This is a genomic window from Bacteroides sp. 1_1_30 (assembly GCF_020982715.1).
GTDB lineage: Bacteria > Bacteroidota > Bacteroidia > Bacteroidales > Bacteroidaceae > Bacteroides > Bacteroides xylanisolvens.
The window spans coordinates 1-25,419 of the sequence record NZ_JAJKHN010000011.1; the positions used below are offsets into that span (position 1 = coordinate 1).

General features: G+C 47.4%; 23 protein-coding genes and 3 pseudogenes. 4 read left to right on the forward strand and 22 right to left on the reverse strand.

Annotated elements, in window-relative coordinates; translation table 11 throughout:
• Positions 1–78: 78 nt before the first annotated feature.
• Together LPH68_RS04230 and LPH68_RS04235 are read right to left on the reverse strand one after the other, a co-directional pair.
• On the reverse strand, positions 79–390 hold the full coding sequence (locus LPH68_RS04230) for a helix-turn-helix domain-containing protein (RefSeq protein ID WP_004311879.1): 312 nt from the start codon (positions 388–390) through the stop codon (positions 79–81).
• Positions 391–395: 5 nt separating this feature from the next.
• Entirely contained in the window at positions 396–563 is a 168-nt protein-coding gene (locus LPH68_RS04235; protein WP_008771129.1) for a helix-turn-helix domain-containing protein, read from the reverse strand.
• Positions 564–1,221: 658 nt separating this feature from the next.
• Between LPH68_RS04235 and LPH68_RS04240 the strand changes: the two genes are divergently transcribed.
• Entirely contained in the window at positions 1,222–1,629 is a 408-nt protein-coding gene (locus tag LPH68_RS04240; RefSeq protein ID WP_004311882.1) for a deaminase, read from the forward strand.
• Between the two features lie 34 nt (positions 1,630–1,663).
• On the opposite strand, the gene LPH68_RS04245 is transcribed toward LPH68_RS04240, so the two are convergent.
• The 11 genes from LPH68_RS04245 to LPH68_RS04295 all read right to left on the reverse strand — a co-directional run bounded on the left by LPH68_RS04245 (position 1,664) and on the right by LPH68_RS04295 (position 14,129).
• Entirely contained in the window at positions 1,664–1,882 is a 219-nt protein-coding gene (locus LPH68_RS04245; protein WP_004318621.1) for a hypothetical protein, read from the reverse strand.
• A gap of 11 nt (positions 1,883–1,893) precedes the next feature.
• A complete protein-coding gene (locus LPH68_RS04250; protein ID WP_005680137.1) occupies positions 1,894–3,786 on the reverse strand; it encodes a type IA DNA topoisomerase in 1,893 nt (630 codons plus the stop codon).
• Positions 3,787–3,995: 209 nt separating this feature from the next.
• Positions 3,996–4,868 (reverse strand): hypothetical protein, encoded by an 873-nt coding sequence (locus LPH68_RS04255; protein WP_004318625.1) that lies wholly within the window; start codon positions 4,866–4,868, stop codon positions 3,996–3,998.
• Positions 4,868–6,070, reverse strand: coding sequence for a DUF6047 family protein (locus LPH68_RS04260; RefSeq protein WP_004315703.1), 1,203 nt, complete (start codon positions 6,068–6,070; stop codon positions 4,868–4,870). The genes LPH68_RS04255 and LPH68_RS04260 overlap by 1 nt, the downstream gene beginning before the upstream one ends.
• Before the next feature lie 11 nt (positions 6,071–6,081).
• Positions 6,082–7,848 (reverse strand): DUF6047 family protein, encoded by a 1,767-nt coding sequence (locus tag LPH68_RS04265; protein ID WP_004311887.1) that lies wholly within the window; start codon positions 7,846–7,848, stop codon positions 6,082–6,084.
• Positions 7,849–7,868: 20 nt separating this feature from the next.
• Complete coding sequence (locus LPH68_RS04270; protein ID WP_004311888.1) at positions 7,869–8,939, reverse strand: DUF6047 family protein; 1,071 nt, start codon at positions 8,937–8,939, stop codon at positions 7,869–7,871.
• A gap of 29 nt (positions 8,940–8,968) precedes the next feature.
• Positions 8,969–9,280: a hypothetical protein gene (locus LPH68_RS04275; RefSeq protein WP_004311889.1), complete on the reverse strand. Its 312-nt coding sequence runs from the start codon at positions 9,278–9,280 to the stop codon at positions 8,969–8,971.
• Between the two features lie 6 nt (positions 9,281–9,286).
• Positions 9,287–10,735, reverse strand: coding sequence for a DUF6047 family protein (locus LPH68_RS04280; RefSeq protein WP_004318628.1), 1,449 nt, complete (start codon positions 10,733–10,735; stop codon positions 9,287–9,289).
• 4 nt (positions 10,736–10,739) lie between these two features.
• Positions 10,740–11,555, reverse strand: a complete 816-nt coding sequence (locus LPH68_RS04285) for a DUF6047 family protein (RefSeq protein ID WP_004311891.1) — start codon at positions 11,553–11,555, stop codon at positions 10,740–10,742.
• Positions 11,556–11,559: 4 nt separating this feature from the next.
• Positions 11,560–12,984, reverse strand: a complete 1,425-nt coding sequence (locus LPH68_RS04290; protein WP_004311892.1) for a DUF6047 family protein — start codon at positions 12,982–12,984, stop codon at positions 11,560–11,562.
• A gap of 5 nt (positions 12,985–12,989) precedes the next feature.
• Complete coding sequence (locus LPH68_RS04295) at positions 12,990–14,129, reverse strand: DUF4099 domain-containing protein (RefSeq protein ID WP_004318630.1); 1,140 nt, start codon at positions 14,127–14,129, stop codon at positions 12,990–12,992.
• A 230-nt stretch (positions 14,130–14,359) separates the two neighbouring features.
• Between LPH68_RS04295 and LPH68_RS04300 the strand changes: the two genes are divergently transcribed.
• Genes LPH68_RS04300 through LPH68_RS04310 form a run of 3 tightly spaced genes read left to right on the forward strand, consistent with a single transcriptional unit; the run spans position 14,360 to position 15,779 of the window.
• Positions 14,360–14,812 carry a M23 family metallopeptidase gene (locus LPH68_RS04300; protein WP_008771124.1) on the forward strand — a complete coding sequence of 151 codons (453 nt, stop codon included), beginning with the start codon at positions 14,360–14,362 and terminating at the stop codon, positions 14,810–14,812.
• Positions 14,813–14,828: 16 nt separating this feature from the next.
• Positions 14,829–14,987 carry a hypothetical protein gene (locus LPH68_RS04305; RefSeq protein WP_004311895.1) on the forward strand — a complete coding sequence of 53 codons (159 nt, stop codon included), beginning with the start codon at positions 14,829–14,831 and terminating at the stop codon, positions 14,985–14,987.
• A 45-nt stretch (positions 14,988–15,032) separates the two neighbouring features.
• On the forward strand, positions 15,033–15,779 hold the full coding sequence (locus tag LPH68_RS04310; RefSeq protein ID WP_004318633.1) for a toprim domain-containing protein: 747 nt from the start codon (positions 15,033–15,035) through the stop codon (positions 15,777–15,779).
• A 126-nt stretch (positions 15,780–15,905) separates the two neighbouring features.
• On the opposite strand, the gene LPH68_RS04315 is transcribed toward LPH68_RS04310, so the two are convergent.
• The 9 genes and pseudogenes from LPH68_RS04315 to LPH68_RS04355 form a co-directional block, all read right to left on the reverse strand.
• Entirely contained in the window at positions 15,906–16,067 is a 162-nt protein-coding gene (locus LPH68_RS04315) for a hypothetical protein (RefSeq protein WP_004308096.1), read from the reverse strand.
• A pseudogene (locus LPH68_RS04320) lies at positions 16,068–16,811 on the reverse strand (DNA adenine methylase).
• Between the two features lie 38 nt (positions 16,812–16,849).
• Positions 16,850–18,862: pseudogene (gene mobC / locus LPH68_RS04325) on the reverse strand (conjugal transfer protein MobC).
• A gap of 33 nt (positions 18,863–18,895) precedes the next feature.
• Positions 18,896–19,195, reverse strand: coding sequence for a hypothetical protein (locus tag LPH68_RS04330; RefSeq protein ID WP_004308101.1), 300 nt, complete (start codon positions 19,193–19,195; stop codon positions 18,896–18,898).
• 138 nt (positions 19,196–19,333) lie between these two features.
• Entirely contained in the window at positions 19,334–20,020 is a 687-nt protein-coding gene (locus tag LPH68_RS04335) for a relaxase/mobilization nuclease domain-containing protein (protein ID WP_004308102.1), read from the reverse strand.
• An 89-nt stretch (positions 20,021–20,109) separates the two neighbouring features.
• Entirely contained in the window at positions 20,110–20,454 is a 345-nt protein-coding gene (gene mobA, locus LPH68_RS04340; protein ID WP_224202605.1) for a conjugal transfer protein MobA, read from the reverse strand.
• A gap of 242 nt (positions 20,455–20,696) precedes the next feature.
• Positions 20,697–21,314 (reverse strand): RteC domain-containing protein, encoded by a 618-nt coding sequence (locus LPH68_RS04345; protein ID WP_004308105.1) that lies wholly within the window; start codon positions 21,312–21,314, stop codon positions 20,697–20,699.
• 214 nt (positions 21,315–21,528) lie between these two features.
• Positions 21,529–22,815 (reverse strand): sigma-54 dependent transcriptional regulator, encoded by a 1,287-nt coding sequence (locus tag LPH68_RS04350; RefSeq protein WP_004308106.1) that lies wholly within the window; start codon positions 22,813–22,815, stop codon positions 21,529–21,531.
• Positions 22,793–25,198, reverse strand: a pseudogene (locus LPH68_RS04355) (ATP-binding protein). The gene LPH68_RS04350 and the pseudogene LPH68_RS04355 overlap by 23 nt, the downstream one beginning before the upstream one ends.
• Between the last annotated feature and the right edge of the window lie 221 nt (positions 25,199–25,419).

Genomic DNA, 25,419 nt, shown 5'->3' on the forward strand with positions numbered 1-25,419 from the left:
TTCTTCTTTCATAAAAAAAACTGTGTTAGCAAAGTTAATACTTTATTCCTTGCTGACACAGTTTAATTTACATCCTCCTTATTTCAAGTAACGCCTGAAATCTTTATAGTTCTTTTTTAGTACCTCGTATAGCCCGCTTTCCGGATAGAGCAGTTTACCCCCGACAGAGGTAATTGAGGTATAAGGTATTGCCTTTTCATCCCGTAGTGTTTGTAATGTACGCTTGGAAACATGAAGCATCCGGCATACCTCATCTCCACTCAGATAATGTTCGTCTGCAATCGTCGGACGTATCCGTGCCGCAGCAGCCTCCAGATTTTTTCCTGTCCGTTTGATCCATCCGGTAAGTTCCTTGAACTCTTCCGAATCTTTAGTGATAATGTCTGCCATACTCTTTATTTTCTTTTTTTGATTAGTCCTTCCTCCAGAATTTGCTGGATGTCCACTTCTTTATAAAAGAATTTTCCACCGATATTAGAATAAGGAATCAGCCCGTTATCCCGGTAAGTCTGCAGTGCCCTTTTGGAAATATTGAGAGCCAGGCACACATCCTGCGCATCCAGTCACTTGTCCGGTGTTACGGGGGCTATTTTCTTTTGAAAGTCCATCATTTGCACGGACAGCATACTTAGTTGTTTCTTCAAGTCCTGATAAGCACTTGTTTCGATAATTGTCAGTTCCATGATTTATAAATTAAATTGTGAATAATGAAATTGGGTGCAAGATAAAGGGAATATTACTATAAATCAATCGTTTAGTTTCCAGTGTCGTTAATAGTCATTAATAGTCATTTTTTGTCAGCGTAGCTTTTCTTATACTTTTTATTTAACGGGGGAGTCGTGAAATCCGACATCCCTTATACAAATGGTAACTCTTTCATCTTTTTTCCTTTTTTGCCCTGCCACATTTCTTTATGATATGGATTTCTTCGGAGAAATCAGAAATATGAGTATCTTTGGAACGAAATATAGATTTAAATGGCAGGCAATAGCCTTCCAATTAGATATAGACATAACATTCGCAGAATGTCTCAAGACGGAAATCTGGTAAATTTCAATGAATAGAGGCTTTTTGTGTATTGCTTATGCTATGCTTTGTCATAGCGTGGCTTACACAGCTACTATTCATAGGTTTACCAGAACCTCCGTCTTGGAGTTGGGTAAGGCCACGCTTTCTCAAATACTTCTGCCGAATAATATTTATAGGTTAAATATTATACTTATGGCAAAACTCCAATTACTTGCAATCACTACTCTTGACGGATACCTCTTCGACAGGACTGTTTCTTCCCCTTTGTGGGATAATCCGAACAAATATGGCCTCACCAAAATACGGGAACGTGCTACACAGACTCTCGGGCCGGATGTATCTTTCATCTCATTGACACAATGGAAAAAGAAAAATGAAGGTATTTATTTCATAGAAGCGGCTCCGGATACAATTTCCGTTATAAGCAGCATGTTCAGATACTGGTTGGTGGATGAAATCATCCTTTTTGTCGCACCGTATATCCAAGGGGACGGCATACGTCTGTTTACAGAAATTCCCGGTCCTTCCTCATGGGAAATGACCGGGAACAAATGTTTCAGATCCGGTATTTGCAGGCTGGCCTACAAACGGATTGAATAACCTGCAATTATCTTCTTATCCTGACTGACTTGGTTTAGACAGGCATCTTATATTTCTCCCAATATTTTCTTGCCTTGTCCGGTCCTATCCAGTTCCGTTGGTCATCGATTCCCCTGTCCGAGAGTTGTTTCCTGACCAGCTTCTGGATATCAATCTCCCCTTTGGCTATCTTGATCAGCAGTTCGGAAGCAATCGTATTCAGCATTAAGTCCGGATTCAGTTCATCCGGTATCTCTTCCATTTCTTTTTTCATAAGTCGCTTCTTTATTTTTTAGGTTTATTATCCTTGAAAGTCATCTCAATCCTGTAATTGTCATCCAGCTCGAGTGATGCCTCATACTTCTTTCCTTTCTTGCTGGTAAACTTCAGATATCCGGTACGTTTCCCCGATAGCAGCAGGAGCATCTGATTATCCGTCAGTTCCCTGCCGTTGAACGTTCTAAATAACAGGAACCCACAATTGGGATCGCTGCATTTGGCGACCTTGTTAAAGACGATAATCGTTTCTGCTCCGCATTTGGGGCAGTTACAATGTGGCAAGTCCGGATGGTTAAGTTTCAGGGCAAGCAGTTCCGAGGTGATTTGTTGGGTATAGGAATTGATGCTCTGAGTAAATGTTTCCGTGGAAACTTTGCCGGTTTCGATTTCATGCAAGGCGCATTCCCACCCTCCGGTCATGCTCACGTTGGCGATCATCTTCTCTTTTACAATATCATATACTTCCAGTCCTTTGGGAGTGGGAATCAGTGACCGTCCGTTTCTTTCCACGTAGTGTCTGGCAATGAGCAGTTCGATGATTCCGGCACGTGTAGCCGGTGTACCCAAGCCGGAATCCTCCATTGCCTCTTTTTCCTTTTCATCGTCCAATGTTCTGCCACAACCTTCCATCGCAGCAAGCAGGCTTGCCTCAGTGAATATGGGCTGCGGTTTGGTTTTCTTGACCAATGTATCAATACCGAGCACGGGCAATATTTCGTCTTCCTGAAATTCGGGCAGAAGACTTCCTTCTTCTTTCTCACTGGGTTCGTTATAGATGCCTCTCCACCCCGGAACTTTGATTTGGCTTCCTTTTATCCCGAAAAGAACGCCGTTACAGTCCGCTTGTACGGATACCGTTTCTTTCAGGCATTTGCCGGAGAAAGCCTCCAACATGCGTCCCGCGATCATGGAATAGATATTCTGCTCGTCAAGGGAAAGCCTCTGGGGATAGTTCTCCGTAATGATTAACGCATGATGGTCCGTCATCTTGCTATCGTCCACACAGTGCCGGTTTAAAGGCTGGTTACAGAGGTTTTCCGCATGCCATGTGAAACGGGGATGTTGCTTAAGCAGGCCGATGAGGGAAGGGACTTGTTCGAAGATGTCTTCTGTGATATAGCTACATCCGGTACGGGGATACGAAATGTAGCCTCCTTCATATAATTTTTGAGCAATGTTCAGCGTCTGTTCTGCGGTCAGTCCGAGTTTGGTATTGGCACTTCGTTGCAGGGCGGTCAGGTCATAAAGTAGCGGAGCTTCTTCTGGAACCTCTTTCTTCTCCACTTGCACCACTTTGGCTGTCGTCTCTTCATACACTTTTTTACGGTCCACATCGAGTTTTTCCGGTGTATCATATTTCCCGGTACAGGTTAAGACGAGTTCTTTCCCTGCTTTCGTTGTCCGTAGCTGTAGCAGATAATAGGGTTTGGCTATAAAATCCCTGTTGTCCAGATATCGACGGCAAATCATGCCAAGTGCCGGTGTCTGTACTCTTCCCAGAGAATAGTTACTCTTGCCTGCAGCCATGCTCAAAGACAGGCTGGCATTCATACCGACGACCCAATCTGATTCTCTCCTGGCTTTAGCGGCACGGTACAGGTTGTCAAACTCCTTACTTGATTTGAGGCTATCAAATCCTTCCCGTATCGATTTTTCTGTCATGGAAGATATCCACAAGCGTTTGGTTTCCTTATGATATCCCAGATATTCAAGCACATATCTCATAATTAACTCTCCTTCCCGCCCTGCATCAGTACAGGATATCACTTGATCAGCCTGACCCAACAGTTTACGGATTACTTCCAATTGTTTCAGAGCCGTCGGATCAGCCTTGTATCCATCTTCGGTTTTAATCTGACGGACAACCAGTTTGAACGGGTCGGGAATAATAGGCAGCATCTCCTTTTCCACATGGACAATGCCGTAGTCTTGAGGCAGGGCCAATGCCAACAGATGGCCGTAAGTTCATGTGACGGCATATCCGTTCCCACTCAAGTATCCTTCCTGTTTCTCCGTTACGCCCAGGACCCGGGCAATGCTGCGTGCCACCGAGGGCTTCTCACAAATACAAATTGTTTTCATGTTACTTTCTTTTTTAATATGAATGACTATTTAATTTTTACACTCTTGACCTTTGATTTTTCTTTCCGTACCCTTTTCTTCGGTTCTTTGGGAATGGAGAGCTTCTCTTTCTTTTCCGATACTTGTATGCTTTCCGTCAGATTCGGCAGGGGTATTTCCTTTGCCGGAAAACGGCTGATTAAATCCATTGAGATTCCTGACATTCCCGCATTCAGTTTCACCTGATCTGCCGGTTGGAGGTATTTCTCCCCGTTCTTTCCGGTTGCCAGTTCGTACATGACTGTTTCACGGCCCTGGAGGATTCCTTCGTAATTTTGGTAAGGAAGGTTTGATTCAGACAGTCCGTTCTGCTGAAGCATCCCACAAATCTCATCGGGTGGCAATCCTCCGAACTTCCGGTCAAAAGGAGAAGAAAGAATGTACTTGTATGTTGCCAGAAGCTGCTTTTCATGGCTCATATCGGGACATCCTTCATATTCCTGCAGTTGTTTGATTTTCTTTTCAATGCTGTTCAGAGCTTTGAAAGTATGTCTGTCCTTATTCTGAATAGGCATACTACCCATTCGGACCAGTTCCATCTGGATACGGTTCAGGCTGGACGTTTCCCATTTATTCAACAGATTACTGCGATTGCTCCGGTAATCATCCCGGAGGATAGCGATTGGATTTTTGGTACGAAAGAATAATCCGATCCGTTTTCCCCATGAGGGTTCGTGGAGGTTGGACGCGCTCCAGCGGATCGTGTTGAAACGGTAAGTATCCATGAATCTCCTGAAATGATTCCGGCTGGTAAACAGGTTTCTGAAAGTTTGCAGGAATGCTTTCCTTCCGGCAGCCCTGCGGCTACGTGGTATCTCTTTTTCGGGAATGAATGTATTATTTATCAGTTCCATATGCATTATAATTTGGGCTTCGCCTGCTTTTTAACGGAAGCGGTTTTTGTCTTGACCTTTTTCTTTTCATTGCCACAGGACAGTCCGGGCTTGTCTTGCGGTTTTTCGGCTGTTTGAGCTTCTCCTTTCTTAGAAACAACAACAGGCGGGCTTACCCGATGATAGTTCTTCCGGACTCCATCCCTGTTTAACAGTGTTTGCGCCAATGACCTGGCAGCATTTTGTAATTCATCCATCTTCTGCCGGAAAGGATAATCCCGGTACAATTCCTTTTGCCGGGTAATCTCACGGATACCTTTCTCCACAAACAAGAAATCCTTTTTATAGGCAAACGATTCGTCTGCCGGTAAATGGGCGTATCCTCTGGCTGCTATGTCCTGAAGTGTCATAATGTTCCGGTTACGGATAGAGAGTTCCAATGCGCCGGCTGTGACAAACCGGTTGAGATTTTCTCCCGTAGGATGCATGTCGAAAGTGACGGACGGCTTGTAATTCGCCAGAATTTCCATCCCGGCCTGCGGCATGGTGGTCTGATTCCCGTTGGAGAGTTCCAGCATCCGGCGGGAGACGGTTTCTATCCGGTAAATATTCAATGACTCCACATCCTGCAAAGAGCTTGAGTAGAAATTGTCCGCTGTCGATTGCAGGTAATCCCGAAACTTTATAGTCCCGGAAAGTCCGTCATTGAATACGCGGACACCTTGTTCCGTTTCAGCTATGGTGTAGAACTGTTTGGCTTGCTTTCCTGCCGCAATCTTCTCCATCGCATCTTCGTGTGCAATAAAGCACTTATAAGCTGGTGAGTAGTCCAGATCCCGGATATTCTCTGCCGTCAGTTCCCTTTGGCATGCTCTCAAATAAGCCGCTTTCCGTAAAGGTACGGAGTTGTTTTCAGTGATGCCTCCGTAAGAGGCGATGAAACTGAGGGCTTTCTCACTGTCTTTCGCCGGTAGTTCGCTGGTGAAAGGAATATCTTTAGCAGGTATTCCCTCAAAATGCAGCAATAAGTTATCCGGTATGGTTTTCTGATCCATAGCAATCCGGGCGGTCAGATCCATAAATACCTGAAAAGAGTCCTTATCCGTCGGAACATACGACACGACCATGACAGTCGAGACTTGATTATCCGGCTGTAACACAATAAACAGGCTCTTTAAATCCGCTTTAGCGGTGAATGTATCTTTTATTTTTTCCATCCATGCAGGCATGATAATCAGTTTTAGATGCGGGGATTATGTGACTTGTTCTGACGGGAAGCCGTCTTTCTCTTTTCCGAAGCCGCCGGTCCGGTCAGTTGCAACGGAGGACAGGTCAGTCTGTATCTCAGGCCAAGTATCTTGTCCGCGAGTTGCTGCTGCCTGTTTTGAATATTGTAGAATGCCTTTTCACTATATCCCTTTTTGGATTGCAGTTCGGACATTTCTTGATCCAGCGGTTTAAAATTTCCTTTGTGGGTGAACTCCTTATAGCTTTCATTAGTATTGAAATCAGCCGGTAATCCGTATTCCCGTATAAAGAGCAGGGTGAATATCTCGGCATTCTCCGGCGTTACCGAAAGCCGGTAATCTTCCGTAAACTGTTTGAATGCATGGTATGTCGGCTCTATGGGATAGCCGCCTTTCTTCAACAGCTCGGATTGCTCTATCGGATACAATGGCATTTTCGCCAGCTGCCCGTAGAAAGGATTGGACCGGAAAAGGTCCAGATGCTTCTGCATGTAATGCTCCGTGCTATGGTTCGGGCAGGAAATATAGAATTCTCTGATTCGTCCCAGAGCCTGTACTTCCGGAGTGAAGAAACGGTCAGCCAGATATTGCAGGTAACACTGTTTATAGATGGCTCCTTCATCCGTGGCGGGCAGGTAGACGGCTCCTTTGGGAGTCTGGAGGGAAATGATGGGGTCTATCTCTTTGTTTTGCAGGCTGTCCGGGATAAGCCCGTAATCACGTTTCAGGATATAGGCCGCCTGATCCCGGATCTGTGATTTGACCTTCTCCTGTCCGCCTTTATTTTCAGCCGGAATATTCTGCAGCGCATTGAACTGGGAGTTGAAAGAATTCTTGTGTATGAACGGAATCCTTCTGGTTGTATAGTCTATCCCATAGATTCCTGCGGTTTCCTGTAAGGATAGTAACCGGAGTATCTGGGCATTGGCAATACTGGGGAGCACGTTATAGGAGGAAGCAAACTTGTCATAGGCATCGAATGTCGGTTCTATGCGGTGGCTCCTGTCCAGCCGGGCATTCCGCAGGATAGTCGCATCCAGATATTGTGCTTTCTCCGGCAGAAAAGAGTTTGTATATAAGGAGAAGGCATTGGGAGATGCTTGGAATGCCTTTACCACTTCTGCGTCCGGACGGGTCAGCTTGTACAGGTTGACAAACTCCGGTTTCTCTTCGTCCGTAATGAAGAAACGGTCGGCCAGATGTTGCATATAGGCATGGCAGCATGTCTTTCCAAAGCCGGAATATTCGAACAGAAGCACTCCTTTGGCGGTTTCCACGGCGGTCAGGGTTTCCGACGGATCGTCGTGGAGAGTATCCTGTGCCAGCGCGAACCGTTTGGCTTCCGGCTGTACAAGCAGGTGGTCGGCAAGTCCGCTGGCTACCAGCATGGGCAGGCTTTTTTCTTCATCGTGAGAATGCAGGTATTCCAGTCCGCGCAATGAGACATTGCCCTGCATGCTTCCTCCGTTCCGGGTGATGAATTTTTGTACCAAGCTGTTATCCTTGTCAAAGAGCCGGATATCCGGGTAGCTTACTCCTGCCGGAAACTGGTAGCGGCACAGATAAAGATCCGGCAAGTGGCTTTGGACAAGGGACGGCTTGTACATTTCCCTTTGCCGCTGGAGGTATTCGGTGAATCGTTGATTCATCATCGATACTTCTTTCTCCGGCATCAGGTGCATCTCCAGTTGTCGGGGTTGCCCTTCCAAGTCCTGGGTAACAAAGAAAATCATAATGTTTGAAATCTCTTGCTTTTGCATACGATTGAAATTTAAAATAGTTACATGGTGATACTTCTACTCTTTTTCTTTTCCTGTTTGGGCGGTTCATAGCCCCGTACCGCATAGTCCGTCTGTAGGATTCTCTTTGCCGTATCCTTGATGGTCCGTTCAAGTGCATTTTTCAGCAGTGTGCCATCCTGCTTCCCCACATAAGACAGCCTGATCCGTTCATCCAGGGAGACAAAGCTGTTTTGATGGTTGAACCGGCTGTCTTTTTCCAAATTCCCGATTTGCCCGGTCTTGCAGATCCGGTCGAGTACGCCTATGTTATAATTCTTCTGGCTCTTGCCCAGATTCAACTTTTCGGCCAGTTGGTTATAACATTCCAAAGAGGGAGCCATGCTGCATTCTACCGCCGGGGTATAGTTGGCTATCATATTTGAATCCAGGAAATGAGCCTTTTGGGGAAGGTATATCTTTTTTAAGCCATGTTCAAACATGTTCGAACACTTTGACGCCTCTTTGATCAGATTGATATTGGAAGTGCTGAAATAATATATTTGCAGTTTATCCGCATCCCTGTAAACCGGCGAGAAGAAATTATCGCCAATATGCTGCAGGTATTTCTGCGCACACTGTATCCCCCTGCCGGTATCATTGAACATCAGGACTCCCTGGTTCGTATTTATTGCAGTAATCACCCTGTTGTAGATATCTTTTTCCTTTTCTTGATGGAATGCGCGGTAAGCGTTCAGTTGTTTTTTCAGCAGGGGATTGTCTTTGGCCTTTTGAAGCATTCTCTGGATGCTATCCACATTATGGATGCCATAAGGAGATGTATTCTCGTAAACGAAGGCGATATCCCGCAATGGGAAATGAGTTGCACAAGACAGTCCTCCGTTATGGGTCATGTCCTTGATGAACCTTTCAATGTTCCCCGGTTGTACAGCACCCTGATATGGTATTAAATAGACTTCTTCCTTAGGAATGTAGGAGCCTTTCAAGGCCAGTTCTGCCTGCCCGAAAAGAAATTTGCCGCCATCTGAATTGATGCCATAACGATTCTCTATGGTCTGGAAATGTTCAATCTGCCTGTTGCTGTTCAAATTGAAACCAATGTATGTACTCATATTATTTTATGGTTTAGATGAATGGTTGATTAAGATAGTCTATGCCGTTTCGACGGGTCGGGAACTTTTTTATTCTTCATTTTCTGCTCCATTTTCTGTTTTTCTTCCAGGTCTATAGTCCATGGAAAACAGGTCATGATCTTGTCCGGGCAGCAAAGGGAGATTCTTTTTTGTTTCATGGACTCATCATCCAGCCGGATATAGACAAAGTAATCCAGTTCCCCTTTTCCGGTTTCTTCAATGGCTGTTACTGTTCCTTTATAGGGAACAACGGGAGTTTCCTCTTCCGGATCGTTCTCTACAATCCGCGCTCCGAGGTACATCTGACTTTTAGGTATCATATCGCTTTATTTTAAACGGTTATTGTTATGTCTGTTCTTATTCTCAGTCTTTTTAACGGTATTCTTCTCTTCCGGCAGCGGACAGAGCAGTCCGTCCTTTATCACGTATGTCCTGACGCCGAAGGGCTTGGAGGAACCCTCAATTCTGCCCTGCTCAAAGTCGGCCTTGCAAAAAAGGAGATGCCTTGTCGCCTCCTTGTTGTTTTCCGGGAGATACAGTGCGTATCCCGAAGCCAGTGCCGTCTTTTGAACTTCATTCAGTTTTCGGCTTCCGACGGTGAAGGTAACGGTGGAGTCATTCAACATATTCTCAAGGGAACGGTGCCCTCTCACATCGAAATCCCTTTTCAAAATTCCATCGGCAGCCTTCCGGATTTCCGTAGACAACCGCTTGAACTTTCCCGTATCGAATTCGCCGGCAGATTTAACCTGCGTGACTTTTTCAAATTCCTTGGCATACGGCAGCAGTTCATTGAAATAGGTAAACGGTTGTTCATGAATATTCATATAACCGTTACGCATGACGGTCAGCAGCCGGTAAATGTCATGGTTCTCCCGGCTGATGGAAACCTGCGTATCCTTATTGAAATGCCAGTCGGTGGCGAATTTTATAAAATCCCCGGCTGTCGCTTCCATCGAATGGTAGCATACCGGTTTTAAACTGTCGATGAATTCTTTGGGCAGTTCGTCAAGACCGATATAGGATGCCGGATAAAAATCGAAGGAATAATCCAGTTCCATCGGTTTGCACGGCTTGTAAGCGGCATCTATGAGAGGAACCAGGTTCTTGTCCATGAACGTACTGTCGTAGACGGCCAGATGGCCGGTATCGTAGTGCGGGTCGAAGTAATGGTCCGTGATGTACCGGATGCACTCCCTGAATCCGTTCCTGCCGATCTCGTTACCGGAAAAGATAAGGTATCCGAAGTCATTCTCCACCACTTTTAAGGGGAATGTGTACCGCGGCTGGCACCGGTACAATGTCCTTTTTTCCTGTTGCTGTAATCGAAACTCCAAGTATGCGGGTTCCTGCATGAGATACTTCTTCAATATGCCGCCGTCCGGTTCATTCTTGTATTTATAGGTATAGACCGCATCACGCAGGGAAATGCGTTTGGCAGGGGGAATGCAGTGTTCTTGAAAATACGGCAGCAGTTCCTTGCTGATATATTCCTCGAAAGGGGTATGGGTATCTACCGGTGGAACCTGCCTCATGTTCGCCAGGTCAAACCGGAGCAGTTCCGTATCCGGAATATAGGGGCAGCACTCCGCTTCCTTGATATTGTCAATCAGGAATTTGCGGAACAGGCTGTCCGCATCTCCTTTCTGAATGAATGTGAGGGCATTTCGGGGCTGGTGGGGAGAGTACTGATGGTAACGGTCCATACCGACAAAAATACTTCCCGGCTTGTCGGGATCGAAAAAAGGATTTTCCATTTGGTTTCTCTTGTCCATATTTCTACAATTTAGGGTGGGTATTTCTTTTCTTTTTCACGTCCTGCTTTTTATTCAAAGCCTTTTCGATGACTGTTTTCACTTTGAACACCTGTTTGTTCGCAGGAGGATCCTTAGAAAATACGATCCGGGTGAAATCCCCGTTTATCCATGCATAGGCATGGGACGGGTTGCTTTTTGCCTCTCCCGGCAGGAAGAGTCCGTGCCCTGCCGCCAATACTTGCCGGTGAGGGGTAAAGAGCCGGACACCGTCTACGGTGACACATTCCATCGGGTCGCGGAGGATGTTCCCAACAGTCCGGTGTCCACGCACATCGTAATACTGCTTGAGGAGTTTGTCCAGCAAGGCTTTATCCTGGCCGGTTTCTTCTATCTGCTGCCGGATATCCGATGCTGTACCTTGTTTGGAAAGCTCCAGTAATTTACGGTCCTTGCTTTCTATTTCCTCCAAAATATCAGCGATATTACGGTTGCGATGGCTGCTGGTACAATGCATATTGTGGCAGAAACTACCGAAATCCTCCCAGGTCGGCTTCATCTCATTCCGGTAGACCAGCTCCATTTCCGGTGTCTTATCCATCTGCAGGTAAGCATATTCCGGGTACAGGCCTTCACCCGGATTGACATAGGATCCATCCTTTAGGACTCCTTCTGCCCGGTAAACATTTACCGGACCAAGATTGAAATGGGGATCGAAGTAATGGTCTGCCATAAATTGCAGAAAGTCCTGCCTGTTTTTCTGTCCTTCCGTCGTATCAGTAAAGAACACAAAGCCATGGGCTGTCTCTATGGCTGTATAGGATTGTTCAGGTTGCTTCATATCATTACATTTTGAGGGAATTGTTCCTTTTCGTTTTCGATACCTTTTTCAAAGCCGGTACATATGGAATGATTTTGCCGTTTTTCTCCTGATACACGGTCTTGTTTACGGGAGATTTGGTATATGCCATTACCCGGTTGCATGTCTTTTCGGCATGGAGGAAATGTAAATCTGGCATTGACTTGGATATTTGGGGACAGTAGATCCACTTTCCTTCCAGCAAGGCTTGCCTCATGGCTTCGCCGGCATCGGTTCCATTGATGAGAAACGGGACGCTCCTGTCATTCAGTGTCCTTTCCAATGTACGGTGTCCACGGACATCGAAATCCGTCAGAAGGATATTCTTCGCTTTCCAACGCATGTCATCCAGCACATCTGACAAATCTGGCCCCGAGGACTGTCCGTTGATACAGTCGTCTATCCGGGTGACATACTCCTGAAAGACATTCCGGTATCCGAAATCGGGATCATTTATTATATCCCGCTTGAATCCGTTCTCCATCAGATACAACAGTTTGCTGATATCCGCATTGTTACGGCTCGCAGGACATCCGGCAAATTCATTCAGGCGGAGAAATTCAGAAGCGCTCGGCTCCATGTCCGTTTCAAACGCCAGTTTCCACTGTTTCCTGTCACGGAAAGCCTCTTTTGAGAATACAGCATTATCAAAATCATATTCCCCTTTTCCGCTTTGGGGATTCTTCCGGTAGCAGGCATCCACCAAAGGACAGATATCGTCGGACAGGCAGTTGACGTTGTATTGCCTGACAGGACCGGGTTCGCCATGAACCCAGAAATAATTGCCGGATAACTGTTGGTAAAAGCTCTTCAATCCCTCCCGTCCCATTTTGGTATCACTGAAAAACAAGATTCCTTTGGACGTTTCCACAGCATGCAGCGGTAATTTGTAAACCGGATTATAATCATACCTGGCAGCCAGCTCATCCTGCTTCTGATGAAAATGGACCAGCTCGTCCAACTGCTGTGTGGTCAGTTTCGGAAGTTCTCCCGATATCATGAGGATATCGCTGCGTGACTGCGCAAACAGGACATTTCTCAGATTGGTACTTATTAGAGGAGCCAGTCCCTTTTCCCGGATATAGGGTAGTAATACCTGATTGATATATTCCTTTTTGGAAATATCTCCGGAGATAGCCGGTACATCCGTCATCTTCGGGAATGAATAGATTTCCAGACGGGTATTCGGTACGAAGGCGGAGTATTTGGCTTTTATCGATTGTTGGCTGAACAAGGCCATAAACGTATAGACAGGGTCTTGCCTGTCGGGATTGGCAGGATAAAGCATATAGGAGGATTCTGCATGGGGTTTCTCCTTGCCGGTTTCATAACCGACAAGGAGCTGGCCTTCACCGTCTTTCCTGAAAAGCTCGTCCAATAGTTTGGGATCATCAGAAATATAGGTTGCCATTTTTCTTACATTTTAGGTGTGATGGACGGTTTACGGGTACGCGGTTTCTTTTCCGCTTGCTGTGAGGCTTCCTCTTTTTTCCGGGGTTTTCCGGCTACTTGTACCGGTGCATGGGGCTGCTGCTGGCTTCCGTCTTGTTCCTGACCTTGTTTCTGTGCCTCTTCCAACTTCTTGGTGCTTCTTTCCCAGAGGAATTCCACCCCTCGCTCGGCGGCACTCATCTGGATGGAGGTGGCATAAAATTTTCCATTATCAGACTTGAAACGGATCGGTACTTCCTCACCGCGCACGGCAGCATCGTATTCTTTCGGAGAAAGCGTATAATCTTTCACCTTACGCGGAATGCGTGCCTGCTCTACGGGCATATGGAACAATTCATTGGTCACCGGGTCTTTGGAAAGGTAGCAGGATTTGGTTTCTTTGGTACGGTAGTCAATGACTACATCCACCGCCTTGCCGAGATTGCCGGTCTGGTTCAGGGCCTTGAGGTCTTCTTCCGTCAGGACATGTCCCCTGTAGTCTTCCCCGATCTTGGGAGCCTGACGGATGTAGTGGATGTCGAACTTGACAGCTCCGTTCTCGTCGCGGAACAGGGAGAGTTTGGCATCCCCGTTTTCACGCCCCAGCTCGGAATTTTTTGCCACACGGAAAGCGATAGCGGAAGTCTTTCCCTGCAACATTCTTTCGAGGCTGTCCTTTGCGTTCTTCAGTCCGTCCGGGGTAATGCCGTATTTGGCGGCCTGTTCCCAATTCACTTCCCGCTCGTTGAAGCGATGGTTATTATACACCCTGGTCGAAGCCAGTTCCCTTCTGACTGCTTCGTTCTGTGGTTCCTGCGCCGCTTCGATCTTTTCTTTGGCCTGCTCTACGAGCGTTTCCTTCGGCATGTTGTAGAGGGAGTAACGACCGGGATTATTGTACTGGTAGAGAAAATTCTTCCCGAAGTTGGTGAAGAAGTTTCCACGTTGGTCCACTTTGATAAACTGGTCCCTGTTCGCCTCGTTAGCTTCGAGCGTTTCCAGCTCTCCGTTCGCTGCGATTCCTTTTACACCTTTGGCTTTCTGCTCTTTCTTGTCATACGCCATCAAATACCCGTGTTCCGGGGTTGCTTCCTTGTTTTCAGGAGCTAAATTCACATCGTTCATATACGTTAATTTTAAAGATTAATGAATCATTTACGAGGGTAAAATTACTATCTTTGTCATTAAATAGTTTGATTATGAGGAAGTTGTCATTAATTGTCATGTTCTGTCACTTATTGTCATGTCCGGCTTTTGCACAGTCCCCGTCAAAGGGATATAAAGCCGGACTCAGTGCTGTCATCTACCGTATCCACTCTGCCCGGCAGTGAAAGTCTTTCATATGAGACAGCCGGTTGCCGGTTACCGTACTGGCCGATTATCCTATTCTGTATCCATTGAATGAAAGTCGGAGGAGGTATGCCGTTTCTTCCGGTTTCGGTATAAGGATGCATCCGGTGAAAAAGAAAAGGATACTCCATGCCGGAGTGGATCTTGCCGCACCCTATGGCACGCCGGTCTATGCTTCAGGAAGCGGGAAAGTCGTTGAAGCCAGGTATAGCAGCAGTTACGGCTGGTACATCGAAATCCGGCACGCGGGCGGCTTTTCCACGTTGTATGCACACTTGAGCAAATTGCATGTGAGGAAAGGGAGCGATGTACGCATAGGTCGGCATATCGGCAATGTCGGTCATACCGGCATAGCGACCGGCAACCATCTGCATTTTGAACTGAGAAAAAACGGGAAGCCGCAGAATCCGTTGCAGTGGGTGATACTAAAGGATTCCCGTTCTAAAAAGAGTCATTAATTTAATCCGTTACACAATGAACATTGAAGAAGCCAAGAGCATTCAGTTGGAGGATTATCTCCGGCGTATGGGGTTCAACCCGGTAAAACAACAAGGGGACAGTATCTGGTATTGTTCCCCTTTCCGTGAGGAGAAGACACCTTCTTTCAAGGTGAGCGCATCCCGCAACCTATGATACGATTTCGGCATCGGACAGGGAGGGGACATCATCACCCTGGCGATGGAGCTTCAAAAGACGAAGGATATCTCTTATGCGCTTAAAACGATAGAGGGACATTTTCCGGCTGCTTTCCGTCCGGTAGCAGCCTCTCCCCGGCAGGCGGAACCGCAGGCTACCGGCTACCGGCAGGTACGCATTGATCCGCTGACGAACCCGGTCTTGCTGGGATATCTCAAAGAAAGAGGCATCTTGCCTGAAATCGCAAGGGAAGCATGCAAGGAAGTGCATTTTCAGAACAAGGGAAAATGGTATTTTGCCGTAGGCTTTGCCAACCGGAGCGGCGGGTACGAGATCCGTAACAAATACCTAAAAGGCAGCATATCGCCCAAAGAGATTACCCATATCAAAAATGGCAGCGACCGTTGCATAGTGGTTGAAGGCTTTATGGATTATCTCTCATACCTCACGCTCAAGGCTACGCATCCCGGTAACGGACAGCCTAAAGGAAACGGTCCGGACTATATCGTTTTAAATTCGGTCAGCAATGTAGGCAAGGCTATCCCTGTCTTGAAAGAGTATAAGAGTGCCCTCTGCCTACTGGATAACGATTCCGCCGGAAGGCAGGCTTTTCAGCAGATGGCGCAAGCCGGATGCCCGGTCAGGGACAAGTCCGACTGCTACCGGGAGTATAACGATTTGAACGATTACCTGTTGGGCAGGAAGATGGCGCAGGAGAACAAGACGGATCATCAGCACGAAACAGCCCCGAAGCTGATTGAAAAGCCTGCAAAGAAACAGTCCGGTTGAAAATTATAAAATACTGGTCCTTGTCTGATGCATGAAAGGCAGGCAATAAAAAAGAGAGTCAAATCCCTGCTGGAGGGAATTTGGCTCTCTTTTTATTGCTACCCGGCTACCACCGGATATTTATTCTTAATAATTTCTGATCAGCAATTCATTGACCGCTTCTCTTTTCTCGGCTATGGAACAGATGGAACGGAAGATGCTGATTCGCTGGATATGGAAACCGGCATAGAGGTCGTCGAAGAAGGTGTTCTCAGGGTTCTTTTGCCGGGGATCGGAGTTGGAAAGCATTCATTTGGCACCGGTTTCACCTATTCCCTTGCAGAAATTTGCCAGGTTGATCTGCTCTTCATCTCCGAAGTCCTGTGGCATGTAGGAGGTGCAGGAGTTACCCTCATTGACCGGCTTATAAGGCGGGTCAAAATAAAATAGGGAGTTGGCTCCGGTGTATTCTGCGGTCTGCCGGTAGTCACCGTCCAGAATCACAACATCTTGCAGCAGCTTGTGGTTAAAGCGGATCAGTTCCTCTTCCAACAGTTTTACCCGTCCCCCGGCACCAAAAGTGACGGACAGCTTTCCGCTATGGTTCACGGAGTAGATGCCGTTATAACAGGTACGCATGAAGAAGATAAACAGGGCGGCACGGGTGATGTTATTCGGGTTTCCTTCATTGTAGTAGGTACGTTTCTCCATGAAGTAGACCCTTCTTCGGGTATGTTCCTCCAGCGCGATGTATTCGTCCTGTATCCGGGCAAGCACTTTAATAAGCTGCTCCGGGGATTCCTTGATGACGCGGTAGACATTGATCAGAGCCTCGTTGGAGTCGTTGATGACGCAACGGATTTCCGGATAGGCTTGTCTTATTCAGAAGAAGAGGGCGCCGCCACCGACAAACGGTTCTACATAGGTATCCATCTGTCCGAAGTCTTTCGGAAGGGATTCGATAAGTACGGGAAGCAGTCTTCTTTTACCTCCCACCCAGGGGAAGCAGGGTTTTCCCGGCAGGTTGGCCGGAGAACTTTTCTTTTTTTCCATGTTTACAACATTTAAATGATTAATAAATTAAATAGGGATTATTCATCGTCTGCCGTTTCCAGCAGGTGTTTCAAGTTGGGATCATTTTGGATGCGAAGCAGCTCTTTTTCGATGATTTGCGTCACGTCTTCCTTGATTTGATAGTAGTTCCTTTCGATTTCCTCTTGCATGTGGTCCTTACCATCCGCACCGGTAAAGTCGGTTATGACGGGGATAGGCTTGTAGGCTTTTGTTTCGGCGGCTACCCGTTCATTGTCCACCACGATCTCGCAATGGAATATCTTCTGTTCTATCTTCTCCCCGAAGTTGTCGCAGACACTGCCGACAAACTCTCCTTGCGAGAGGTTGGAGATTTTGGAGGCAGGTATCAGCGAGTCGAGCTGGGTACTGATATTGGTTGAGGTGTCTTCACGGGTCATATTAATGGATTTGCGCTGTTGGAGCACTTTCCCAAACCTTTCAGAAAGGTTTTTCGCTGTTTCTCCGACCACTTGCCCGGAAAAGATATTTCCAATTGTGTTCTGGATCACCCGCGCCTCCTTATCACCGTAGTCACGTATTAACTGGCTGAAATCCTGTGCTCCCAGACATACTGCCACTTTGTTGCTACGGGCGGTAGCGATCAGGGTGTCAAGTCCTTTAAAGTAAAGTGTGGGAACCTCATCCACTAGAATAGAGCATTTGAGCCTGCCTTTTCGGTTGACCATTTTAACGATACGGGCATTATACAATCCTAACGCACATGAGTAAATATTCTGTCTGTCAGGGTTATTGCCGACGCACAAAACTTTGGGTTCCTCCGGATTATTGATATCCAGCGTGAAGTCATCTCCGGTCATAATCCAATATAAGGCAGGTGAGATCAGCCTTGATAGCGGAATTTTGGCGGAAGCTATCTGCCCTTGGAGCTGCTCCATCGCACCACCTTTCCATGCATCCATAAAAGGTGACAGGTAATTCTCCAGCTCCCGGTAAGAGGTCAGTATGGTGAACAGGTCGGAATACGGTTTATTCAATAGCTCTATGGCATGTGGGAAGGTGCAGAATTTCCCGTTTTCATAGATTTTAAGATACCAGATCACCGCCGCAAATAGCACAATCGGGCTTTCTACAAAGAAATCTCCCTGCTTTTGAATCCAACTCTTGTTCAAATTTAACATGATTACATACGCTGATTCGTATGCATCCGCGATATCGGATAGAAACGAAGGATTGAGGGGATTGCACCGGTGGCTGTATCTGGGATCATCGAAATTAATCACATAAAATCCGACCGGCTTGGCATACTTATCCTTGTTTTTAAGCAGCTGGTTATAAGCAATTATGCTTAAATCCGGATACTTAAAATCATAGATATAGGCGGCGAATCCTTTCTCTATCTGCTGGCGGATATAGTTATTGATGATGGCATAACTCTTTCCTGATCCCGGCGTGCCTAATATCAATGAGGCGCGGAAGGGATTAATCACGTTTATCCAGCCTGAATAGGTCTTTCGTTGGTAACGGAAACGGGTGGGCAGGTTTACCGAGTATTCATTGGCAATCAACCTGCGCTCCTGCATGAAGCTCTCGTTCTCGTCGTTAAAGACGTCATCCATGAGTTGGTTCTTCAACAGGCGGCTGATCCAGGTTCCGGCGGTAAGCAGGCTGATATATCCGGCAGCTACGGTAGCTACATATAATAAGGTTAGAAGCGCGACGGGGAAGCGTGCCGTCAGTAAGAGCTCGCTACCAAAAAAGAGCAGCATCCCGGCTATAAGGTAACAGCCGATACTCCTTCATGACATCTCCACGTCCTTCCGTCCTTTCGCTCCCATGCAGGAGAAGAAAAGGAAGAGCAGACTGAAGGACTTGCTCACCAGCGAATGGGAAAACAGCCCGGTATCCCGCTGGAAATTGAGCAGTATCTTGTCCACGACACCGATGTTCAGGTTCATGGAAAGAAAATAGGGATAGCAGAAATAATAGACATTCATCACTAAAAATAGGATGCTGATGGCCCTCATGAAGTCAAGGTTCTTATTGAGCCCTCTGGTTTCGTCTTGTGACATAAGCGGTATGATAATTAATGGTGATACATTTTATTAGCCCAGATGCGGACCTCTGCGTTTTCTCTTTTTCTTTTTCCCGTAAGGGCTTTGCGTCAGGTCGTCTGCCGGATACGGATAGGATTCCAAAGAGAATATATCAAGCAGTCCTTCCACCAGCTCCGTCTCTTTCATTTCCGGTTCGGACGGATGGATAACAGGGGCTTCTTCAGTCTTTTCCGGTGGGATCGTGCCGTACTTCCGGTTTATAACCGATGCCGAATATTCTTTGCCCAGAAGCGAGCCCTTGAATACGGTCTTTGAGTTATGGTCGATGTAGGTCACGCCATAGATCACACCGGAATCGTTCTGCCAGAGTATGGCGGCAATGCCTTTTCCAGAAAGTTCCTGCAGGAATCCCTGACGGGTGGGCTGTCCTTGCAGGGCGGTAGCGATAGCTTCCTTCGTCTGTACGGGTACGGGATGTCGGGCAATTCATTGTTTGCTTTTCACAAATTTCTTTTGGAGTGCCTCGTAGCCTACGCTTTTACCGATCTTGCTGGATTTGATGGCTACGCCGGTCCGTTCTCCTTTTTCATCGGTAGCCGCATAGACCAGTCCATGATAGGTCTTTCCCTTTATCGTCTTGTGGGCCTCTTCCACCGTTACATGGAAAAGGCCAAGCAGGGCTTTAAACTCCTTGACGGATTGGAACTTGTATCCCTGCATGACGGGCTTGACCACATTGGCTATCTGATGCTTGATATCCCCCTTCCGGTAATCGACGGCAGTCAGCGGCAGGGATTCCCGTCGCTCCATCTTCTCGGCGGGTAACAGATGGTATTTCCTCTCCAGCTCCCGGCAAACAGCGGTCGAGCGTTGCCATTCTTTGTAATCTTTAATTTTCTTTCCCTGCTCGTCAATACGCAGGGAGACGATATGGATGTGGGGCCTGCCGATATCCTCATGCCGGTAGATGATATAGGGTTGGTTGCCATATCCCATTTTTTCCATGTATTCCTGGCCGATAGCGGTCAACTGTTCATCGGTCAGCACATCGTCCGGGTGTGGATTTAATGAAATGTGGATAACGGGCTTCTCAGTCCGGCGGTTAGCCGCCAGATACGGTTCGAAGGAACGGATGCAGTGCTGGATGGTCGGATGGCCGTCTGCCGGTTCCATGATCCGGTTTCATGCCAGTGGCCGTGCCTGCTGCTTGTCCACTTTTTCTTGATTGTAGTATAATGCCCCGTAAACGGAGGCTCCTGATGTTATTTTTGCAACCATTGTTCAAATTCTTGGGTGAGACGGATAATCTCCCGGTTGAGAGATATTAGTTCAATAGTCAGTTGCTCCAATTTATAGAGCATGGCAAGAGCCTTCTTTTCGGATAGTCCGGTATGCAGAGCTTTGACTGCCTGGTTATAGTTTACTCCGATCCGGCGGTATTCGCTCTGCAGGTTGGTCAGCTTGATGTAGTAGTCCGTTGCCGCCTTATCTATTTTCACGACTTTCATCGGTTTGTCGAAAAGGGCGGCAAGGATGAACTGGGATTTATTATTAGCTCCCGAATTCTCAAAGAGCCTCTCAAACTCGATGTTCTGGAGTTCGTCCAGACGGAATCCGTAATAATAAGAATGAAGTTCTGATTCCTCTTTGGGATTCCGTCCGCCTCTTCATTTGCTCGAAGTGTCAGCCCGTCCGGGTTTGCGTGTACTATTGATTTTAGCCATATCTTTTCAGGTTTTATTTATCCGGCAGCAAAATAAGTGATAATTTTGATACGAACCTAAAATCGGAAAGTGACTACAAATGACAAGAGATGACTATTTGTGACAGGGGGTAAAAATACCCCTGTTCACTTCCCGTTTCCGCAAGCCGCGATGTTCTTTTCAAAGGTTTCCTTTAGTTTGGGCAGCAGGACGGAATAGTTCTTTTTGCGCCGGGCAAGGTCGGCACGCAGGTCATATGGTTTGGGAATGGCAACATTGAAGAGTTTCTCAAAAGCGGAAACGATACCGGCGAAAGAGAGGCGTTTGCCGCTTTCGTCCGTAATCAGCCCGCTGTAATCCAGCGAGGAGATCAGTTCCATCAGGTTGACCAGCGAACCTTTCCAATGGAGCGATGAAAGAAACGAGGAAGGTGTCGTGATGGTTCCGGGGTACTGTACACCAAAATTGACCAGCTCTATTTCCGCCTCCACCAGCAGGAGGCATTTGTCCAGATAGAATTCGGCTACTGCCGTGTGGAAATGTCCTGTTCGGGTGAATAACTTCTTTAGGGAAATCAGTTCTACCTTGCTGTGAAGCAGATGGCGCAGCCTTTCCGATACGGAAACCGATTCGATGGCGAGGTCGTAAAGGTATTGTTCATATTCGGTATAGGAGGAAGAGAATTCTTCATCGGAAACTGTCTGTTTTGGGCTTGAAGCCAGAGATAAATAATTGAATATACGGCATTCTGTAAATGGTTTCATACGGCATACATTTGATTTGTTTATACCGGAGTAAGCCAAATGAAATGCCTCTGCTATCGTTTAAAGCTCTATACCTTTTTAAAATACTGACAATCAACAATAAACAAATTTCATATAGAAACGGGTGTAAATAAAAAGTGTAAGCCGTCCTTGACAAGAATGTTAGGACGGCTTACACTTTTGTAAACCTCATTTGCTTCGGGTTATCCTCCGGTCAGTCGATGATATGGTATTTCCTTAGTTTCTCATACAGGGTAGTCCGGCTGACATTGAGCAACCGGGCCGCCTTGGAACGGTTGTCACCCGTCTTTTCAAGGGTCTGGAGAAGCAACGCCTTTTCTTTTTCTTCTTCCGTCCACTGCGTTTCTTCTTCTTTAGGAAGGGAGATTTCAAGGTTCAGGTCTGAAACGGAAATCCATTGCTCTTGGCAGATGAGTACGGCTCGACCTATTACATTCTTCAGTTCACGGATATTCCCCGGCCAGGGATATTCCAGCAGTGCCGCCTCTGCCAGCCGGTCAAAGCCACGAAACGATTTATGGGCCTTGGCGCAAGTGAGTTTCAAGAAAAAATAAGCCAGAGGAAGGATGTCTTCCCGGCATTCTGCCAGTGTAGGAATCCGCAGAGTGAACTCATTGAGCCGGTGGAACAGGTCTTCCCGGAAGCGTCCTTCTCCGATGGCTTTTTCCAGATTCTCATTGGTGGCGGCAACCAGCCGGATATCAAAAGAGTATTCTTTCGTGGAACCTACCGGCTTGCAGCGTTTCTCTTGCAAGGCCCTGAGCAGGAGCATCTGTGTCTTATAGGAAAGGTTGCCTATCTCGTCCAGAAACAATGTCCCTCCGTTAACGGCACGGAACAATCCGACCTTGTCGCTTTCCGCACCGGTAAAGGCTCCCTTCTGATGACCGAAAAACTCGGAGGCGGCAAGCTCATCGGAAATGGCCCCGCAGTCGATAGCCAGATACGGCTTGTTCTTCCGATGGCTCCGGGCATGTATCTCGGCTGCAATGTGCTCCTTCCCGGTGCCGGAAGCCCCACGGAGCAGAACGGAGATGTCGGCACAGGCAATCATCTCTATCAGACGGTACATCTCATGGGCTTTGGGGCTTTCACCTCGGTAGAACTCCTGTTCGTTATCGTTTTTATCCAGTATCTCCGTTATCAGAGCCAGGAGATTGTCTGGCTGCACAGGCTTACACAGGTAGTTGATGGCTCCCAGTTGCATGGTTGTCACCGCATTCTCCACCTGTCCGTAGTTGGTCATGATCAGAAAAGGGATAGAGTAGTACTTCTCATTCATCCATTTCAGGAGCGAGGTGCTATTTCCGTCCGGCAGGCGCAGGTCTGCCAGTATTAGGTCGAACTCCTTTTGCCCGATGGCTTTACGGGCATTCGCAAGGGTTGCCACGCATTCGGTTTTCATCCCTTTTTTCACCAGCCAGTTGCTGATGCTACGGCTGAACACAATATCATCTTCAATAATCAGGATTGTTTTCATAGGCTTTCCTCCCGTATTTTTCAGCGTATACTATCAGTTTTTCCACTGCCCGGATGATGTCCCGCATTTCCATGGATTGTCTATTGGTCCACTCTGTCGCAGGTTCTGTCACCAGTTCCCGTAAATGAGACAAGGGGAAATCCAGACGGACGGTTTCCCATAGGGGCAGGTTCTTATGCAGGATGGAGGCGGCGGCCTCCTTGTCTTGTCGGTCTAAGGCAGCGGTTAATGCGGCAAGGTCTTTCCGGCTCTCTTCGATAAACAGGGCGAGCATTTCCTCCCTGTTGTCCTCTCCTGAAAGGATGAGTGAGAAATCGGGAGCATACTCCTTTCTGTCTTTTTCTCCTATCACTTGTGCCACTGTATTTATCAGTTCTTCCATAGAGAATGGTTTATGGATGCAGCCCGAAAAGCCGCCCGACAGATACTCGTTGTCATCATCCACCCGTGCCGTTACCGCTATGACGGGGATTGTCTTTGCGTTCTCCATATTGGATGCCCGGAGCAGTTCAAGTATTCCGTAGCCGTCCGTTTCAGGCATCTGTATATCCGTCAGCAGCAGGTCATATCTTTGTGACCGTAGCCGGGTAACCAGTTCACGGCTGGTCTGGCAGCAGTCGCACCGCACTCCGTTACGGTTAAACATCTCTTTGGTAATGTTCAGTTGCATCCGGTCGTCATCAATGACCAGTACGTTGATTCCATCCAGATGATAATCAGTAGCGATGCGTGTCTCATCCATCTGGGTGGATTCATCCGCCTCAAGGAGTGGCAGGAATGCGGTAAACGTGCTGCCTTCACCCGGTTTGCTTTTTACGGTAAGGCTTCCCTGCATCCCGGAGACCAGCCTGCTTGCAATGGCCAGCCCCAATCCGAAACCGGGAACATTACGGGCATTGTCCAACCGTTCAAAAGCTGTGAATATCCGGGTTGTTTCTTCCTCCGTCATCCCGGTACCGGTGTCCTGTACCGAGAAATGCAATTCTTTATTCCGGTATTCCGCTTGCAGGCGGATTTCACCTTGCCGGGTGAATTTAATGGCGTTGGAAAGCAGATTGTTCAGGATTTGCTGGAGCTGGGAACGGTCACCGCTTACTACCACATCCAGACCGGAAAAGGCGGTTGTCAGCCGCAGCTTTTTCTTTTTGGCCAGCGAACCGTAGTTCCGGGCTGTTTCGCTGAAAAGGGTCTCCAGCCGGAAAATCGAAAGGATGGGTTTGTTCCTGCCGGTATCCAGCAGGTAGAATCCGATCAGCGTATTGACCAGCCCGATCATGTAATCGGAAGAATGGAGTATATTTTCCGCATACTCGTCCTTGCGGCTCTTCTTTTCTTCCCCGGGGAGCAGTTCGGCGCATCCTTTGATAGTAGCCAGTGGCGCACGAAGGTCATGAGCGATGGTGAGCATCATGCGTTTTCTGGATTGTAGGAGCTCCGTGTTCTCACGATTGGAGGCTTCCAGCTGACGCTGATACTGGTTTATCCTGTTCAGATCCCGGTGGATGATAAGATACAGGAGGACGGTCAGCAACGAGATGAGGACAGCCAGCAGAGAGACCGTATGGAACGAGCGGTCGCGTGTGGAAATGAATTGCCTGTAACGCTCATCAAGCCGTATTCCAGCATCCGCCTCAAAGTCCCTGACAATCCGGTGTAGCCTGTGGTTCAGGTCCGTGTTGTTACTGTACAGGAGGTCCATCTGTTCCAGCAGCCTTTCCCGTTCGGCTTTCTGCATGTCGGTCACCTCCCTGTCAAGGGAGTGCAGCATGCTCGTGACAGATGTGGTACCCTGATGTTTACCAATGGACTGTCGCTGGCGTTCCAGCTGTTCCTTCTGCTGCAGATAGGCCGATTTTTTCCTCCCGGGCCTGATGAATGACCAGAAACCCTTCTTCGGAGTTTCCTCCTCCTTCTATTTCTCGGCAGGAAGGACATCCGCCTGCTGGATATGGGACACGATTGCCGGAATCTTGCTGTTCACGATCTCGCCGGTCTTGCGCAGACGCCCGAACGTGTCCATGACCGTGTCTAACAACAGTTCCTTTCTTTCCAGCAGCAGGCATAACGAATCTATGCGCGACTGTTGTTCGGGAGACTTCACATACCTTTTCAGTGTCTGCAACATGTTACAGACACTGTCTTTTTTTGTGTGGTAGAGTCCAAGGTCGCTTTCATCCCAGACGCTGGCTGTTTCACCGTAAGTGGCCAGTCCCAGCAAGCCCGCGTATGTTTCTCCGGCCAGATGCCGGATACAGGCCAGTTCATGCTCATCCTGTCGCAGGCTGTTCCGCCTCGTCTGTTCCTTGCGGAAGATATGAATGGTCAGGACGAGCAGGAGAAGCAGTATGACATATCCTAAAAGGATTTTAAGTTTCAACCACATGGAAGTCTTCATTCTTATATTGGAATCCTACAAAAAGGCGTGTTCGCTCATATAAAAGGGAATAATAGAAACTTATGATAAAAGTTTATTACTGTTTCAAACCATTTGAGGATACCTCGCAAGTTTGCTATCACACAGTTGATCTTTTAATCTTTTTTTATACTCACAGAAAGGATAGGAACCTGCTTTTTATGACTGAAACATATCACATCCCCTTTATT

Coding starts and splice junctions, on each gene's coding strand:
- LPH68_RS04230 (WP_004311879.1), bottom strand. CDS start 390: ATGGCAGACATTATCACTAAAGATTCGGAAGAGTTCAAGGAACTTACC.
- LPH68_RS04240 (WP_004311882.1), top strand. CDS start 1,222: ATGGCAAAACTCCAATTACTTGCAATCACTACTCTTGACGGATACCTC.
- LPH68_RS04245 (WP_004318621.1), bottom strand. CDS start 1,882: ATGAAAAAAGAAATGGAAGAGATACCGGATGAACTGAATCCGGACTTA.
- LPH68_RS04250 (WP_005680137.1), bottom strand. CDS start 3,786: ATGCTGCCTATTATTCCCGACCCGTTCAAACTGGTTGTCCGTCAGATT.
- LPH68_RS04255 (WP_004318625.1), bottom strand. CDS start 4,868: ATGCATATGGAACTGATAAATAATACATTCATTCCCGAAAAAGAGATA.
- LPH68_RS04260 (WP_004315703.1), bottom strand. CDS start 6,070: ATGCCTGCATGGATGGAAAAAATAAAAGATACATTCACCGCTAAAGCG.
- LPH68_RS04265 (WP_004311887.1), bottom strand. CDS start 7,848: ATGCAAAAGCAAGAGATTTCAAACATTATGATTTTCTTTGTTACCCAG.
- LPH68_RS04270 (WP_004311888.1), bottom strand. CDS start 8,939: ATGAGTACATACATTGGTTTCAATTTGAACAGCAACAGGCAGATTGAA.
- LPH68_RS04275 (WP_004311889.1), bottom strand. CDS start 9,280: ATGATACCTAAAAGTCAGATGTACCTCGGAGCGCGGATTGTAGAGAAC.
- LPH68_RS04280 (WP_004318628.1), bottom strand. CDS start 10,735: ATGGACAAGAGAAACCAAATGGAAAATCCTTTTTTCGATCCCGACAAG.
- LPH68_RS04285 (WP_004311891.1), bottom strand. CDS start 11,555: ATGAAGCAACCTGAACAATCCTATACAGCCATAGAGACAGCCCATGGC.
- LPH68_RS04290 (WP_004311892.1), bottom strand. CDS start 12,984: ATGGCAACCTATATTTCTGATGATCCCAAACTATTGGACGAGCTTTTC.
- LPH68_RS04295 (WP_004318630.1), bottom strand. CDS start 14,129: ATGAACGATGTGAATTTAGCTCCTGAAAACAAGGAAGCAACCCCGGAA.
- LPH68_RS04305 (WP_004311895.1), top strand. CDS start 14,829: ATGAACATTGAAGAAGCCAAGAGCATTCAGTTGGAGGATTATCTCCGG.
- LPH68_RS04310 (WP_004318633.1), top strand. CDS start 15,033: ATGGAGCTTCAAAAGACGAAGGATATCTCTTATGCGCTTAAAACGATA.
- LPH68_RS04315 (WP_004308096.1), bottom strand. CDS start 16,067: ATGCTTTCCAACTCCGATCCCCGGCAAAAGAACCCTGAGAACACCTTC.
- LPH68_RS04335 (WP_004308102.1), bottom strand. CDS start 20,020: ATGGAACCGGCAGACGGCCATCCGACCATCCAGCACTGCATCCGTTCC.
- LPH68_RS04345 (WP_004308105.1), bottom strand. CDS start 21,314: ATGAAACCATTTACAGAATGCCGTATATTCAATTATTTATCTCTGGCT.
- LPH68_RS04350 (WP_004308106.1), bottom strand. CDS start 22,815: ATGAAAACAATCCTGATTATTGAAGATGATATTGTGTTCAGCCGTAGC.